Origin of the sequence: Serratia sp. CY32780 (assembly GCF_052169135.1) — a bacterium.
Classification (GTDB): Bacteria; Pseudomonadota; Gammaproteobacteria; order Enterobacterales; family Enterobacteriaceae; genus Serratia; species Serratia sarumanii.
The window spans coordinates 781,552-795,681 of record NZ_JBJNLI010000001.1; the positions used below are offsets into that span (position 1 = coordinate 781,552).

Annotated in this window: 14 protein-coding genes; 10 read left to right on the plus strand and 4 right to left on the minus strand. The window is 59.8% G+C overall.

The window, feature by feature from the left end; all coding sequences use genetic code 11:
* Positions 1 to 8 precede the first annotated feature (8 nt).
* On the minus strand, positions 9 to 1,376 hold the full coding sequence (locus ACJ8HH_RS03850) for a pyridoxal-phosphate dependent enzyme (RefSeq protein ID WP_033646711.1): 1,368 nt from the start codon (positions 1,374 to 1,376) through the stop codon (positions 9 to 11).
* Positions 1,377 to 1,842: 466 nt separating this feature from the next.
* On the opposite strand from ACJ8HH_RS03850, the gene ACJ8HH_RS03855 reads away from it, so the two are divergent.
* A complete protein-coding gene (locus ACJ8HH_RS03855; RefSeq protein WP_038881127.1) occupies positions 1,843 to 3,048 on the plus strand; it encodes a serine hydrolase in 1,206 nt (401 codons plus the stop codon).
* A 99-nt stretch (positions 3,049 to 3,147) separates the two neighbouring features.
* On the opposite strand, the gene ACJ8HH_RS03860 is transcribed toward ACJ8HH_RS03855, so the two are convergent.
* The 3 genes from ACJ8HH_RS03860 to ACJ8HH_RS03870 form a co-directional block, all read right to left on the minus strand.
* A complete protein-coding gene (locus ACJ8HH_RS03860) occupies positions 3,148 to 3,639 on the minus strand; it encodes a fimbrial protein (RefSeq protein ID WP_223181936.1) in 492 nt (163 codons plus the stop codon).
* Between the two features lie 19 nt (positions 3,640 to 3,658).
* Positions 3,659 to 4,576, minus strand: a complete 918-nt coding sequence (locus ACJ8HH_RS03865; protein WP_071883788.1) for a fimbrial protein — start codon at positions 4,574 to 4,576, stop codon at positions 3,659 to 3,661.
* A 133-nt stretch (positions 4,577 to 4,709) separates the two neighbouring features.
* A complete protein-coding gene (locus tag ACJ8HH_RS03870) occupies positions 4,710 to 5,039 on the minus strand; it encodes a hypothetical protein (protein WP_033646709.1) in 330 nt (109 codons plus the stop codon).
* Positions 5,040 to 5,704: 665 nt separating this feature from the next.
* Here ACJ8HH_RS03870 and ACJ8HH_RS03875 point away from each other — a divergent pair.
* From ACJ8HH_RS03875 to ACJ8HH_RS03915, 9 genes are all read left to right on the plus strand, one after another.
* Positions 5,705 to 6,226, plus strand: a complete 522-nt coding sequence (locus ACJ8HH_RS03875) for a fimbrial protein (RefSeq protein WP_025302212.1) — start codon at positions 5,705 to 5,707, stop codon at positions 6,224 to 6,226.
* A gap of 78 nt (positions 6,227 to 6,304) precedes the next feature.
* Positions 6,305 to 6,841 carry a fimbrial protein gene (locus ACJ8HH_RS03880; RefSeq protein WP_033646708.1) on the plus strand — a complete coding sequence of 179 codons (537 nt, stop codon included), beginning with the start codon at positions 6,305 to 6,307 and terminating at the stop codon, positions 6,839 to 6,841.
* A gap of 46 nt (positions 6,842 to 6,887) precedes the next feature.
* Positions 6,888 to 9,422, plus strand: coding sequence for an outer membrane usher protein (locus tag ACJ8HH_RS03885; RefSeq protein ID WP_072265064.1), 2,535 nt, complete (start codon positions 6,888 to 6,890; stop codon positions 9,420 to 9,422).
* Positions 9,423 to 9,503: 81 nt separating this feature from the next.
* Positions 9,504 to 10,268 carry a fimbria/pilus periplasmic chaperone gene (locus ACJ8HH_RS03890; protein ID WP_048321394.1) on the plus strand — a complete coding sequence of 255 codons (765 nt, stop codon included), beginning with the start codon at positions 9,504 to 9,506 and terminating at the stop codon, positions 10,266 to 10,268.
* Between the two features lie 71 nt (positions 10,269 to 10,339).
* Complete coding sequence (locus tag ACJ8HH_RS03895; RefSeq protein WP_442520237.1) at positions 10,340 to 10,978, plus strand: fimbrial protein; 639 nt, start codon at positions 10,340 to 10,342, stop codon at positions 10,976 to 10,978.
* A 50-nt stretch (positions 10,979 to 11,028) separates the two neighbouring features.
* Positions 11,029 to 11,583: a fimbrial protein gene (locus ACJ8HH_RS03900; protein ID WP_033646700.1), complete on the plus strand. Its 555-nt coding sequence runs from the start codon at positions 11,029 to 11,031 to the stop codon at positions 11,581 to 11,583.
* 24 nt (positions 11,584 to 11,607) lie between these two features.
* Positions 11,608 to 12,030, plus strand: coding sequence for a hypothetical protein (locus ACJ8HH_RS03905; protein WP_033646697.1), 423 nt, complete (start codon positions 11,608 to 11,610; stop codon positions 12,028 to 12,030).
* The gene (locus ACJ8HH_RS03910) at positions 12,027 to 13,415 is read left to right on the plus strand and encodes an FKBP-type peptidyl-prolyl cis-trans isomerase N-terminal domain-containing protein (protein WP_060451431.1); all 1,389 of its coding nucleotides are present in this window, start codon (positions 12,027 to 12,029) and stop codon (positions 13,413 to 13,415) included. The genes ACJ8HH_RS03905 and ACJ8HH_RS03910 overlap by 4 nt, the downstream gene beginning before the upstream one ends.
* Positions 13,412 to 14,077, plus strand: coding sequence for a response regulator transcription factor (locus ACJ8HH_RS03915; protein ID WP_060451432.1), 666 nt, complete (start codon positions 13,412 to 13,414; stop codon positions 14,075 to 14,077). The genes ACJ8HH_RS03910 and ACJ8HH_RS03915 overlap by 4 nt, the downstream gene beginning before the upstream one ends.
* Positions 14,078 to 14,130 lie beyond the last annotated feature (53 nt).

A 14,130-nucleotide genomic window follows, 5' to 3' on the forward strand; every position in this document is an offset into this window, starting at 1 on the left:
GGTCCTTATTAACGTAATTTTTGGCGCCAGGCGTTAAGCACGTCTGTGCGGGTAATCAGGCCGAGGAAGCGCTCGCCGTCGAGCACCACCGCGACGTGGCCATGGTTGAAGGTGGCCTGCAATTCTTCGTAGCCGGCTTCTTTTTGCAGCGTATGGACCCGCTTGGTCATTGCGCTGCCGGCCGACAGGCTGAAGTGGGCGGCGTCGGCCTGGACGGCGTTCAGCAGATCCCACTCATCGATCAGGCCGACCACCCGATCGCCTTCCAGCACCGGCAGCTGCGAGATGTCGTACAGCCGCATGCGGGCGTGCACAATCGCCAACGTGTCGTCCGGCGCGGCAGAAACGGCCGCGCCTTCGTCGTGGCGGTAGGCGATCAGATCGCGCAGATCGCCGTGCTGCGGTTTGCTCAACAGGCCCTGTTCCAGCATCCAGTGGTCGTTATACATTTTAGACAGGTATTTGTTGCCGCTGTCGCAGACAAAGGTCACTACCCGCTTGGGTTCGGTCTGTGCGCGGCAGTAACGCAGCGCGGCGGCCAGCAGGGTGCCGGTGGACGATCCCGCCAGCACGCCTTCCTTGCGCAGCAGATCGCGCGCGGTGGTGAAGGCTTCTGCGTCGCCGATGCGGTAAGCGTTGCGAACCTGGTCAAAGTCGCTGAGCGGCGGGACGAAGTCTTCGCCGATGCCTTCCACCAGCCAACTGCCCGCTTCGCCGATGTGACCGTTGTCGAGATAGTCCGCCAGTATTGAACCCGCAGGGTCGGCCAGCACGAATTCCGTCTGCGGCGAAACCTCGGCGAAATAGCGGCTCAGCCCGCCCAGCGTGCCGCCGGAGCCGACGCCAACCACGATAGCGTCCACGTCCTGCTCCATCTGCCGCCACAGCTCGGGGGCGGTGGTGGTGGTATGGGCCGCCGGGTTGGCCGGGTTGTTGAACTGATCGATATAAAAGGCGCCGGGGATCTCCCCGGCCAGGCGTTTGGCGTAATCCTGATAGTAAGCCGGATGCCCCTTGCCGACGTCCGAACGGGTCAGCTGCACTTCCACGCCCAGCGCGCGCAGGTGGAAGATCTTCTCGCGGCTCATCTTGTCCGGCACCACCAGCAGCAGCTTATAGCCTTTCAGCGCCGCCACCAGCGCCAATCCCAGGCCGGTATTGCCGGCGGTGGCTTCGATGATGGTGCCGCCCGGCTGCAGCTTGCCGTCGCGCTCGGCCTGTTCGATCATCGACAGCGCTACGCGGTCTTTGATCGAACCGCCGGGGTTTTGATTCTCCAGCTTGACGAACAGCCGGCACGGGCCGGTATCGAACCGGGTCAGTTCCAGCATCGGGGTATTGCCAATCATCTCGATGACGGAATGGGGGATCGCCATGACTCATCTCCAGGATTATTCGGTATAAAAGTCGTTATATGGATGATAGCGCTGAGGATAAGCGCTTTAAAAAGAACAAATAACGGTTCTATATGCCATTATGGAATATATTAATCTTTTTTAGACGTATAGATGCGCAGATGTTTAGCGGTGCAGATGCTTGGCCGTGTAGCCGTGGGTGGGTGCAAAAATGTGCGTCGCGATGCTTTTTTGAACGATAAGCGGGGGCCTGCGTACAGTTATGTAAAAATGCTGAAAATTCACGCTAAACCCTGCAAAAATAAGATAAATCACATAAACTCACAGCAAGGGCATTTTCGGTGCGTTGCGTTACCCGCTATGGGCGCCGCAGGGGGTTGCGGCCGGCACGCGCGCACCGGGCCACTCTCGCTGGTTGGCTTAAAACGTGAACATGTTTGAAAGTTAACGCTATTTCAATGGTTTGAATGGACACTCTGGCGACGTCATGATGAAAAAAAACTTATCCACTTCCCTGAAAAAACTGACCTTCAGCGTAGGCATCCTGTTGCTGGCCGCCCCGGCCGTGCACGCGGCCGAGCCGCCGGCGCCGCCGCAGGTAGACGCCAAGGCCTACATTCTGATGGATTACAACAGCGGCAAGGTGCTGACCGAAGGCAATGCCGACACCCGTCTCGATCCCGCCAGCCTGACCAAGATCATGTCCAGCTACGTGATCGGCCAGGCGATCAAGGCCGGCAAGATCAAGCCGGAAGACCTGGTCACCGTCGGCAAAGACGCCTGGGCGCCCGGTAACCCGGCGCTGCGCGGTTCTTCGCTGATGTTCATCAAGCCGGGCGATCAGGTGCCGGTACTGGAGCTGAATAAGGGCATCGTGATCCAGTCGGGCAACGACGCCAGCATCGCGCTGGCTGACTACGTGGCGGGCAGCCAGGATTCGTTCGTCGGCCTGATGAACAACTACGCCAAATCCCTGGGGCTGCAGAACACCCACTTCCTGACGGTGCACGGCCTGGATGCGGAAGGGCAGTACAGCACCGCGCGCGACATGGCGCTGCTGAGCCAGGCGCTGATCCGCGACGTGCCGGACGAATACGCGCTGCATAAAGAGAAAGAGTTCACCTTTAACAAGATCCGCCAGATTAACCGTAACCGCCTGCTGTGGAGCAGCAACCTGAACGTCGACGGCATCAAGACCGGTTACACCAGCGGCGCCGGCCACAACCTGGTGGCGTCGGCCACCGACGGCCCGATGCGCCTGATCTCGGTGGTGCTGGGCGCGCCGAGCGATCGCGTGCGCTTTAGCGAAAGCGAAAAGCTGCTGACCTGGGGCTTCCGCTTCTATGAAACCGCGACGCCGATCAAGGCCGATAAGCCGTTCGTCACCCAGAAAGTGTGGTTCGGCGACGTCAGCGAAGTGCCGCTCGGCGTGGCGAAAGACGCCTCGGTCACCATTCCGAAAGGGCAGATGAAAAACCTGAAGGCCAGCTACAAGCTGACCCAGCCGACGCTGGAAGCGCCGCTGGCGAAAAACCAGGTGGTCGGCACCATCGATTTCCAGCTGGACGGCAAGACCATCGAACAGCACCCGCTGGTGGTGATGCAAGAGGTGAAAGAGGGCAACTTCTTCAGCCGCATCTGGGATATGGTGATGATGAAGCTGAGCCAGTGGTTCGGCGGGATCTTCGGCTGAATACCCTGATGTGAGGAGCGCGCCCCGGGCGCACGATCCTCGACCTGGCCGCAACTGAGAGGTTGCGGCTTTTTTTTCGCGATTTTTTGGGGGCGGTGATTAAAAGTAGTCCACCAGCATGGTGGCGCCGCTGGTGAAATCGCCTTCCGCCAGGGTGACGGCGCTGTTTTTCACCGGCACCGCATCAAGCGTCGGCGGATTGGCGTAGTCGATGTTCAGCGGCGTATTGATGGCGAAGGCCTTACCGTTGGCCAACAGTTTGATGCCCAATCCATTGACGCTGCTGGTTAACACGCTGCCGTCGAAGGCCGCCGCGCTGCCCATGATCTTCATTTTCAGCTGGCGGCTGTTATCCAGAAACTCGCATTTGATGCTGTAATCGATGCGTTGCATATAGCGATTGCCGTCGATGCGTTTGATGCCGACCTTGCCGAAGTCGATATCGATGGTGCGCCCGTCGTTGATCACGCAAGGCGGAGGCGCCACCACGGTGGCGGTGATGTTGACCTTGGTGCCCTGGTCGGCGGCCTGAGCCGCGGCGCTAATCAGGCTCAGCGCCCACAGCAAAGCGCAGCGCGTTTTACTCGTCATGTTCATTCTGGCTCCCGTCTCAAGGTGCGCTGAAGATCAGCGTGGCCGAACCCGACAGCGGGCCGGTGGCGATGCTGGTGTAAGGGACATTGTTCTTTACCGGTACAAAGGTCACGGTATCGTTGCCCTGGCCGTTGACGATGCGCGTTCTGAAGGCGTTGTTCGGCTTCACCACCGCGCCGTTGTACATCATCGCCACGCCGACGTTAGGATTGGTGGTCTTGATAAAGTCGCTGGAGAAGCCGCTGGCATCGCTGACCATGCGGATCAGAATATCCTGCGTCGCGCTCTGGTCGTCGCATTGGTAGCTGAGCGCTTTGTCCTGTTTTATCTGGGCATCATTGGCGCTCTGGGTCAGAAAGTCCTGACGGATCTGGCCGAAGTCGACGTTAATCTGCTGGCCGTTGTTGATGGTGCAACTGGTGGTGACGAAGTAGGCGTCGTTGTCGGCGATCAGGCGCCAGCGATAAACGCCGCACTGTGGGCAACCCGGCTGATCGTTGGTCTGAATAAAGTTGATTTGGCCGATGACGTCGCCCTTGTTCACCTTGATGTCCGGCGTTGGGAAACGGTTCAACACGATATAGACCCGGATGGCGACCGACTGGGTTTGCAGGCCGGTAAGGCTGAGTACGCTGATGCCTGATGGCACCGGGGAGTTGTAATCGCTGCCGTTGATGGTGGTGCCGCTGCCGATGGCGCCAAAAATCGCACTGTTCATCGACAGCGCCGGGCTGTCGGTTTTGAGATAGTCATACCAGCTCGCGACGTCGTTTTTACAGGTGACCTGGCTGACGTTGACGATTTCGTTTTTGCCATAAGAAAGCTGTGGCCCGATGCGTACCCGGACGTCAACCGGCGTGGTCGAGCCCCCGGGTGGAATCAGTCCGCCATCGGACGTGCGGCAGGTAAACGCGTTGGCGTTGCCAATCAGCATGAAGAAAGATAATGCCAGGCAGCAACGTAAAAATAGCAGGGCTGTTTTTCTCACGATAATATCCCAATATATATAAATAGTGTGCGGCGTTACTCCGCAATGAAATATTGCCAATCAGGCCGGCTGGCCATATTTATTCCGTTAAAGGGGAGTGAGGGGCATCGCTGTTGGAGATGCCGTCGTTATCACCGTTCAGCAACGCGGTGGGATACCACCTCAATGAGTTGTTGATAGAGCCGTCCGTCACAATCACTTTTTTCCGGGAGACAAGATCCAGCAAAAGCCGCCGCGCCCGGTAAACACCGACGTTGACGGCATTGGCCAGTTGCCGCGTCGATAGCCATTGCTGCTGTGGCGGCAACCCGCCGATAGGGCACTTACGGGGCGACTGCGCGAATAATGTTTGCAGCAGATCGTGCTGCAATTGCCGTATTTCCTTTTGTTTCGGAGATAACGCTTCCATAGCACTTCCTCTGTATTCCGATTGCCGTATTCCTAAGAAAAAACAAACTTTCGCTGCCTACCAACAACGAGGTAAAACGCGAACAAAGAAAATTCCTATCTATTTATCAGGATTGAAAAAAAAGGCGTTGCCCGCCCCGTTTTTACCTGTGCTTAGGCAGGGGTGGCGTCACGCTGAAACCTAAAATTTTGGTTTATTATATTCACAAAGCGCCACTTTGCGATCTGATTACTTGGGAATCCAAGAAAAACAGGATATTGCTCTATAAAAGCATCTTTTACGATCTATGAGGCTAAAAATAACAGTAAATTAACTTCAATTAGGAAATAAATTGCGAATGTTCGCCTTGATCAAAAAAAGCCTTTTTTTGCCGAGAGGCATTTGCCAGAATATTCATCGCCGGACAAGAAGGACGGATTAGAAAGTATTGGCCTCTGCTTGTTGTGATTTCGTTTATTTTTATATGACGGATTCATTAATGGGTGGGCCGCTGCAGACTTGCCGTTATCGACGTATTTATTGTCGATGCCTTTGGGTTTTGGCAGTTAACCAACCAGCAAGATGCTAAAGAATCAGGGCTGCGCACATATAAGCGCGAGCAGGTTTCCTGTTGCTCTTTTTCTTGATTGGAATATGCATTTTTTCTTATAAGGAATATAGGTTCTATGAAACTTAACAAAATCATGATGGCTGCAGTGATTGCATTTGGCGCAAGTTCTTTTGCACAGGCAGCCGATCAGGGACACGGTAAGGTCACCTTCACGGGCTCTATTATTGATGCGCCATGCTCTATTGCGCCCGAGTCGATCGATCAGACCGTAGATCTGGGCCAGGTTTCCAACGTGGCGTTGAAAAACGGCGGCAAATCCAACCCGCGTCCGTTTGAGATCAAACTGGAGCAGTGCGACATCACCACGCTGAAAACCGTTAAAACCACCTTCAGCGGCGTCGCATCGTCCACCGACAAGGATCTGTTGGGTATCGCGGGCACCGCCAGCGGCGCCGGCGTAGCCATCTCTTACAATGGCCAGCCGATCAAACTGGGTGAAGCGACTACCGCGCAGACCCTGAATACCGGCAACAACACCCTGCATTTCGCCGCCTACCTGCAGGGCGAAGGCGCTTCCGCCGCCATCGTTCCGGGTGATTTCACTGCCGTAGCCGATTTCACCCTGGCTTATCAGTAAGTGAGCCCGAAGGCTTAATCAACCAGGCATGGGGTTCGCCGCATGCCTGGTGAATCTCCCTGTCAAAGGAATGTCGCGATGTTTTTACCAAGGAATCGAGCGGGTGCCGTTCTTTTGGCGTCGTTGGCGTTTGCGCCCGGCCATGCAACTTCCGCCGCGCAGGGGTGGGGCAAAGTCAACATGCACGGCGCCATTATCGACACCGCCTGCGCCATTGCCGCCGGCAGCCGCGATCAGACGATCGATATGGACACTATTCCTCTCGGGCAGATCATTCGTGACGGCCAGGGGATGACCAAACCTTTCAGTATCGAATTGGTCAATTGCGTTTTGGAACGGCCGGAAAACAAGCCTGACTGGAAATTCTTTCAGGTCACGTTTGATGGTTATGCGGAAGGCGCTCTGTTTGGCGTACAGGGCGATGCGCGCGGCGTTGCATTGGAGATAAAAGACAGCAGCGGCACGGCGGTTATTCCAGGGAAACCTTTGCCGATGGAGGGAATAATACCGGGGAACCGAGTGCTGAATTATTCCATGACGTTGATGCCGAATCACCAGCCGTTGAAGGTGGGAGCGTATTTTTCCACAGTGCGTTTTAAGCTGGATTATTTTTGATTTTTTCTCGTACTGACGGTTAATTCGTTATTGAAAGGACTTTATTATGCTTTCACCGGCAGGGAAGTTATTTCGTCTTCAGGCCTTGGGGCTTTGCGTTGCCCTTTCTCTCGGAAATCCAATCGCGTTGGTCTATGCCGCCGACGTGATTCAATTCAATACCGACGTATTGGACATCAACGATCGCAAAAATATCGATCTGAGCCAATTCACGCGCAGCGGCTACATCATGCCGGGCGTTTATACCATGGTGGTGCACGTCAATAAGAACGATCTGCCGGAACAGCCGGTGACGTTTATGGCGCCCGAGAACGATCCTAAAGGCAGCGAAGCCTGTCTTTCGCCGGAGTTGGTCAACCAACTGGGGCTGAAAGAAAAACTGTTAAGCACGCTGAACTGGACGCACGGCGGCCGTTGCCTTGACGCCTCCAGCCTGGCGGGGATGGAAGCCCGCGGCGATCTTGCCAGCTCTTCGCTGTATCTCAACATTCCTCAGGCCTATCTGGAATACAGCTCGGAAAACTGGGACCCGCCTTCGCGCTGGGATGATGGTATTCCTGGGCTGCTGTTTGACTATAACGTCAACGCCCAAACGCAAAAACATCAGAAGGGCGGCAGCAGTTACAGCCTGAGCGGCAACGGCACCGGCGGCGCCAACCTGGGTGCCTGGCGTCTGCGCGCCGACTGGCAGGCCAACCTCAACCATCAGACCGGCTCTTCTCAGCCGACCGATAAACAGTTCGACTGGAGCCGCTATTACGCCTACCGGGCGATCCCGGCGCTGCGTTCGCGGCTGACAATGGGTGAGGATTACCTGAACTCCGACATTTTCGACAGCCTGCGCTTTACCGGTGTCAGTCTGCGATCCGACGACAGCATGTTGCCGCCCAACCTGCGCGGCTATGCGCCGGAAGTGACCGGCGTGGCGAAAACCAACGCCAAGGTGGTGGTCAGCCAGCAGGGGCGCGTGCTGTATGAAACGCAGGTGGCGGCGGGGCCGTTCCGCATTCAGGACATCAACGATGCGGTTTCCGGCGAGCTGGACGTGCGCGTCGAAGAGCAGGACGGCAGCGTGCAGGAGTTCAAGATGAACACCGCCAACATCCCTTATCTGACGCGGCCGGGTACGGTGCGTTACAAGCTGGCAACGGGCAAGCCGTCGGAGTGGGGGCACCATCTGCGCGGGCCGATGTTCGGCACCGGCGAGTTCTCCTGGGGGATCAGCAACGGCTGGTCGCTGTACGGCGGGGGCATCGCCGGCGGCGATTACAACGCGCTGTCGCTGGGGATCGGGCGCGATCTGATGGCGCTGGGGGCGTTGTCGTTCGATGCCACGCAGTCGCGTGCGCGTTTGCCGCAGGATGGCACGTTGACCGGCGGTTCGTACCGGCTGAGCTATTCGAAGAACTTCGATGAATACGACAGCCAGGTCACCTTCGCCGGTTACCGCTTCTCTCAGGAAGACTTCATGAGCATGGGGGACTACCTGGATGCGCGTTACGAAGGGGGGCGCAGCGGCAAGAGCAAGGAGATGTACACCATCACCTTCAACAAACAGTTCCGCGATCTGGGGCTGAGCACTTATCTCAACTACAGCCACCAAACCTACTGGGATCGGGCACCGAACGATCGTTACAACCTGATGGTGTCGCGCTACTTCGACATCGGCGATTTCAAGAACGTCAGCGTGTCGCTGTCGGCCTATCGCAACCGTTACAACGAGCGCAACGACGACGGGATGTATCTGTCGCTGTCGCTGCCCTGGGGCAGCGCGGGCACGCTCAGTTACAACATGACGCTCGATCGCGAAGAGAACGCCCACCGGGTCGGGTACTACAACCGGGTCGATGAACACAACAACTATCAGATCAGCGCCGGCGCCGCACGCAGCGGAGCGACGGCCAGCGGTTATTACAGCCATCAGGGCGATATGGCGCAGATCAACGCCAACGCCAGCTACCAGGCCGGCCGCTACAGCGCCGTCGGTATCGGCGCGCAGGGCGGCCTGACAATGGCGGCGGAAGGGGCGGTGCTGCACCGCGTCAATACGCCGGGTGGCACGCGTTTGCTGCTCGATACCGAAGGCGTCGCCGGTGTGCCGGTGCGTGGCTACGGCAGTACGGTGCTGACCAACCGTTACGGCAAGGCGGTGGTGGCGGATGTAAACAGCTACTACCGCAACAAGGCCAGTATCGATCTCAACAGCCTGAGCGACAACGTCGAGGCGACGCGTTCGGTGGTGCAGGCCACGTTGACCGAGGGGGCCATCGGCTACCGCAAGTTTGAGGTGATTGCCGGCGAGAAGGCGATGGCGATCGTCAAGCTGGCGGACGGCAGCGAGCCGCCGTTCGGCGCCACGGTGCTGAATGCCCGCAAACAGGAGACCGGCATCATCAATGACGGCGGCAGCGTTTACCTGTCCGGCCTCAATCCCGGCGAGCGCATGAGCGTGCACTGGAACGGCGCGGCGCAGTGTGAAATCCAGCTGCCGGCGCCGCTGCCGGCCGAAATGTTGATGAACACGTTGCTGCTGCCTTGCCGTCCTCTTGCCGGCGATAAGCCGGTGGCCGACGCCAACTGACATACACCCGGCGGAGTGCGCTCCGCCGCTAAACCGCCGGGGCGGGCTCGTCCGCTTCCGGCCGACTGGAACCGTGAAGACATGATGAATCTGACTATGACCAGAAAGACCGTTTTCCTTGTGGGCCCGCTCGCCGCCGCGTTGACGATCGGCGCGGTCAGCCTGCCCGCTCATGCGGCCATCGCGCTGGATCGCACGCGCGTGATTTTCGACGGCGACCTGAAAACGGTCAGTCTCAACATCAGTAACCAGAACAAACAGTTGCCGTATCTGGCGCAGGGATGGATCGAAGACGATCGCGGCAACAAGATCCAAAGCCCTTTCACCGTGCTGCCGCCGGTGCAACGGGTGGAACCGGGCAAACCGAGCCAGGTGAAGATCCAGTCGCTGCCGGCGGCGCGTCAGCTGCCGCAGGACAGGGAGACGCTGTATTACTTCAACCTGCGCGAGATCCCGCCGCGCAGCAATAAGCCGAACACGCTGCAGATAGCGCTGCAGACGCGCATCAAAATGTTTTATCGCCCGGCGGCGCTCGCCCCGAAAAAGAATGCCGCACCGTGGCAGGAGCAGCTGACGCTGACCCGGCAGGGCGACAAGTACGTAGTGAACAACCCGACCCCGTATTACGTGACGATCGTTGAGGCGAGCGCCGGCAAGGGCGGGAAAGGGGCGGCGGGCTTTGAACCGCTGATGGTGGCGCCGAAGGCCAGCGCCCCGCTGAACGTCTCCGCCGCGAGCCTCGGCAACGGGCCGTCGCTGGCGTACATCAACGATTACGGTGGGCGGCCGCAGTTGAACTTCCGCTGCGCCGGCAATGCCTGCCAGGTCGTGCCGGTCGCCAAATGACGAGCCGCGCGCCAGCAGGGAAGACAGAGTGAACACAGCGGAGTGAACGAATCATGCAACGAAAGATCCCCATGCTGTTGGGAAAAGCCTATGAACGTCATCAGCGACGCACTATCGGCCTGACGGTGTTGGCCGCGCTGATGGTGCCGCTGACGGCGGGCACGATGCTGGTGCTGATGCCACCGGCCCGCGCGGTGGACAACTGGGAGGTGGAGGGCGCGAACGGCACGCTCCACGTCTACGGCGCGTTGACGGAAAGCGCCTGCAGTCTGGAAATGACCACCGCGCGTCAGGAAGTGTGGCTGGGGGAGACGGGGACGGCGCACTTCCAGCGCCCGGGCGATCGCGGCACGCCGGTGGCGTTCGAGCTGACGCTGAAAGACTGCCTGCGGGCGCCGGCGAGTAACCGCGACGCCTGGACCGGGGTGCTGGCCTGGAGCGGCAGCCAGCCTGCGGTGTCCATGGCGTTTGCCGCGCCGGCGGATGACGATGCGCCGAGCCTGGTCAGGGTCGCCGGCGTTACCGGCTTGGGGCTGCAGTTGGCGGATGCCAGCGGCCTGCCGGTGCGCCTCGGCGCGCGTAACAAACCGATCTTGCTGACGCCGGGGCAAAACACCCTGACGTATACGGTGACGCCGGTGCGCACCCCGGCGACGCTGAGCGCCGGCGCCTACCGTGCGGCGATCGATTTCCGCCTTTATTACGACTAATACGCCGCTTGCGCCGAGCCGGCGCAAGCCTAACCAAAGGGAGTGGCGTCATGCGCGCGACAGAGACGAACCGGCGCCGGAGCGCGCTGTTGGGGGCAGGCATGGTCATGGTGGCCGGCATGATGGCGCAGCCGGCGGACGCGGCGGAAAACATGCGCTTTCACGGGACGCTGGTGGCCGAGCCGTGCGTCATTCAGCCGGGAGATGAGGATATCCAACTGGATTTCGGCACCATCGTCGACAAATACCTGTATCTGAACACCCGCACCCATAGCCAAACCTTCGCGTTGCACCTGACCGAGTGCGATCTCAGCCTGGGCAATACGGTGGCCATTACGTTTACCGGCACCGAGAACGCCAAACTGCCCGGCCTGCTGGCGCTGGATGCCGGCAGCCTGGCCTCGGGGATCGGCATCGGGTTGGAGGACAGCAGCGGCAAGGCGCTGCCGCTCAATCGCGCCAGCGATAAATTCCGCCTGAATGCCGGCAACACCACGCTCACGCTGCAGGCCTATGTGCAGGGGGAGCCGGAGGCTATCCAAACGAAGACCATCGGCCGCGGCACCTTCAGCGCGGTGGCCACTTTTACGCTGGAATACGAATAAGCGTCTACAAGGACAAAAAACGCAATGATGATAAAGCCCCTCAATCGCGCCCTGCGCATGGGCCTGCTGTGCCTGTTGGCGTTGAGCGCCGCCGCCTGTCAAAACCAAAAATCGGGCAAACCCGCCGTGAACCCCCAAAATCAGGCTGTGCAAGCGCCGTCAGAAGAGGCTTTGCGCAAGCAGCGTGAGGCCGAGCAGCTGCAGCAGTGCCAGCAGCAACTGGGTGCATTGCGCACCATCAACGAGAAGCAGTATCAGCGCTATAAACAGGCCTTCGACAGCCTGATGAGCGGCGCTTCGCAGTACGCCAATCTGCGCGCGCGGGTAAACGGCGACACGCAGGAGACGGTGGATGCGCTGTATCGCTACAAGGTCAACTATCTGTGCGCCGGGGTGAATCAGGCGGTGTTGACCGGGCTGGCGGATCGCGGAGAGCAGGTTAAATGAGGCTGCGTCTGTTCGGCTGTGTCGCTCTGCTGTTCACCGGCGTTGCGCAGGCGGACGACGGCGTGCCTGCGCTGCTGCAGTTTGCCGAGCAGTATCAACGGCAGAGCACCGGGCCGAAGAGCGAAAACGCGGCGCCCGCCGACCATGCGTCGGGGCAAAAAAAGCGTGAGCCGGCGAAGCGCCCGTCGGACACCCACCAGCCGGCTTCACCGGCCAAAGCTTTTACGCTGAGCCAGGCATTATTGGCGCGTGACCAACAGCTGGCGCGCCAGCGAATGGAACTGACGATGTTGCGCCAGGAACTTGCCGCGCTGCGGGCGGAGAAAGCGGCGCCACCCGTCGCGACGTTGCCTGATTCGTCAACGCTGCAGCAGTGGATCGCCGGGCTGGGCGCCGCCTGGCGCGGTTCGCCCGATGCCCAGCGCGCCGAGGCGCTGCTGCGTCAGGCGACGCAGGAAATCGCCAAAACCAAAGCGGCGGCGATGCAGGCCGAACGGCGCGCCAGCGAGCTGGAGTCCGCCGCGCAGGCATCGGCACAGACGCTTGCACAACGCCAGCGCGAGCACCAGGAGGCGCTGCACGCTCTGCGCGCCGCGTTGGAAGCGAGTGAGCAGAAGCGAGCCGCTGAGCAGAAGGCGACCCAGCAGGCGCGCGAGGCGCTGTTGGCGCTGCATCAGCGGCTGCAATGGGAGATGACGCCGGAGCAGTTGAAGGATGAACGCAAGCGTTTGTCCTACGCGGCGGGCAGTGCGCTGGGGCGCGACATTCGGGGGGTAGTGGCGGAGCGTCAAAGCTGGGGCGTACCGGTGGATCGCGACAGCCTGTTGGCGGGCGTCATCGATAGCGTGTCGGGGCGTTTGCAGCTGCCGCCGGATGAACTGAATGCGCTGACGGCGCAGGCGGATGCCGCCGCCGTGGCCGCGCGTGAGAAACGCGTTAACGAACAGCGGCGGCGTGACGAAGATTACCTGGCGCAGTTCCGTCAACAAAAGGGCGTTAAGCCGTCGGCGATGGGCTTCTGGTATCGGGTGGATTACGCCGGGGAGGGGGCGTTGGCGCCAACGGCGGTGGTCGATGTGGTGGTGAAGGAGAAACTGACCGACGGCACGGTGATCCAGGATATGGAACTGAGCGGCAAGGTGCTGTCGCAACCGCTGTCCGAATATCCGCCGCTGTTTCGGGAGGCGATAAGCCATCTGCATAACCACGGTTCGCTGACGATGGTCGTGCCGCCGGCGCTGGCCTACGGCGAAACCGGCTATCCGCCGAAGGTGCCGCCCAACGCCACCATGGTTTATGAATTACGCATCGACAACAGCCAGGCACCGGCAAAGGGTGCCAAGGCGGTTAAACGGGAAGCCGACACGGCGGGAGGGCAGGGATGAACACAATGATAAAAATCGCGCTATTTGATGAAAACCGTTACTTCAGCGCTGGTTGGCAGGAGGCCCTGGCGCTGCACTTCAGCACTTACGGCAAGCGCACGCTGTTACTGGATGCGCAGCAGGTTCACGAAGCCGATCTGGTGTTCTGCTATTTTCCTCCCGGCGTGCAAAGCTGTTTTTGTCACTTCTTTGAGGCGCAGGCTGCGGGGCGCCAAACGCTGTATTTCTCGTTGCGAACACCGGAGGGGCGGCATAAACGCACCGCCGGCACCCGCTGCGCGCTGGAGGCCGGCGTCGTCTACCACGATACGCCGCTGGTATCGGCGCTGTATCAGGTGAACGCCGAGTTGGAGCGGCGCAGCAAATGGCCGGGCAGGCCGAGTTGTGGCATGAACTGCGTATGCCAGCACCGAGGCCTGACGCTGCGCGAACAGGAGATCATGCGCTGCATGACGCGGGAGATGGGAGTGACGCAAATCGCACGGATGCTGGACATCAGCGTGAAAACCGTCAGCAATCACAAGATGAGCGTTATGCGCAAGATGGGGTTCCGGCGTAATGCCGAACTTTACGGCTGGCTGCGGCACAGCGCCCGTCCCGGCGCCGTGGGGGCGCGAGCCGGCATTCAGCCTGGCATTGCGGCAGGGAAGGCGCAGTACTGAGACGGCGCCGGCCCAATCGGAGCGGCCGGCGCCTTAAGTGCCTCGCCGTGGCG

What these genes read in the sequence shown, in the direction of transcription:
- ACJ8HH_RS03850 (WP_033646711.1), bottom strand. Translation starts at nt 1,376, where the DNA reads ATGGCGATCCCCCATTCCGTCATCGAGATGATTGGCAATACCCCGATG.
- ACJ8HH_RS03855 (WP_038881127.1), top strand. Translation starts at nt 1,843, where the DNA reads ATGATGAAAAAAAACTTATCCACTTCCCTGAAAAAACTGACCTTCAGC.
- ACJ8HH_RS03860 (WP_223181936.1), bottom strand. Translation starts at nt 3,639, where the DNA reads ATGACGAGTAAAACGCGCTGCGCTTTGCTGTGGGCGCTGAGCCTGATT.
- ACJ8HH_RS03865 (WP_071883788.1), bottom strand. Translation starts at nt 4,576, where the DNA reads ATGCTGATTGGCAACGCCAACGCGTTTACCTGCCGCACGTCCGATGGC.
- ACJ8HH_RS03870 (WP_033646709.1), bottom strand. Translation starts at nt 5,039, where the DNA reads ATGGAAGCGTTATCTCCGAAACAAAAGGAAATACGGCAATTGCAGCAC.
- ACJ8HH_RS03875 (WP_025302212.1), top strand. Translation starts at nt 5,705, where the DNA reads ATGAAACTTAACAAAATCATGATGGCTGCAGTGATTGCATTTGGCGCA.
- ACJ8HH_RS03880 (WP_033646708.1), top strand. Translation starts at nt 6,305, where the DNA reads ATGTTTTTACCAAGGAATCGAGCGGGTGCCGTTCTTTTGGCGTCGTTG.
- ACJ8HH_RS03885 (WP_072265064.1), top strand. Translation starts at nt 6,888, where the DNA reads ATGCTTTCACCGGCAGGGAAGTTATTTCGTCTTCAGGCCTTGGGGCTT.
- ACJ8HH_RS03890 (WP_048321394.1), top strand. Translation starts at nt 9,504, where the DNA reads ATGATGAATCTGACTATGACCAGAAAGACCGTTTTCCTTGTGGGCCCG.
- ACJ8HH_RS03895 (WP_442520237.1), top strand. Translation starts at nt 10,340, where the DNA reads ATGCTGTTGGGAAAAGCCTATGAACGTCATCAGCGACGCACTATCGGC.
- ACJ8HH_RS03900 (WP_033646700.1), top strand. Translation starts at nt 11,029, where the DNA reads ATGCGCGCGACAGAGACGAACCGGCGCCGGAGCGCGCTGTTGGGGGCA.
- ACJ8HH_RS03905 (WP_033646697.1), top strand. Translation starts at nt 11,608, where the DNA reads ATGATGATAAAGCCCCTCAATCGCGCCCTGCGCATGGGCCTGCTGTGC.
- ACJ8HH_RS03910 (WP_060451431.1), top strand. Translation starts at nt 12,027, where the DNA reads ATGAGGCTGCGTCTGTTCGGCTGTGTCGCTCTGCTGTTCACCGGCGTT.
- ACJ8HH_RS03915 (WP_060451432.1), top strand. Translation starts at nt 13,412, where the DNA reads ATGAACACAATGATAAAAATCGCGCTATTTGATGAAAACCGTTACTTC.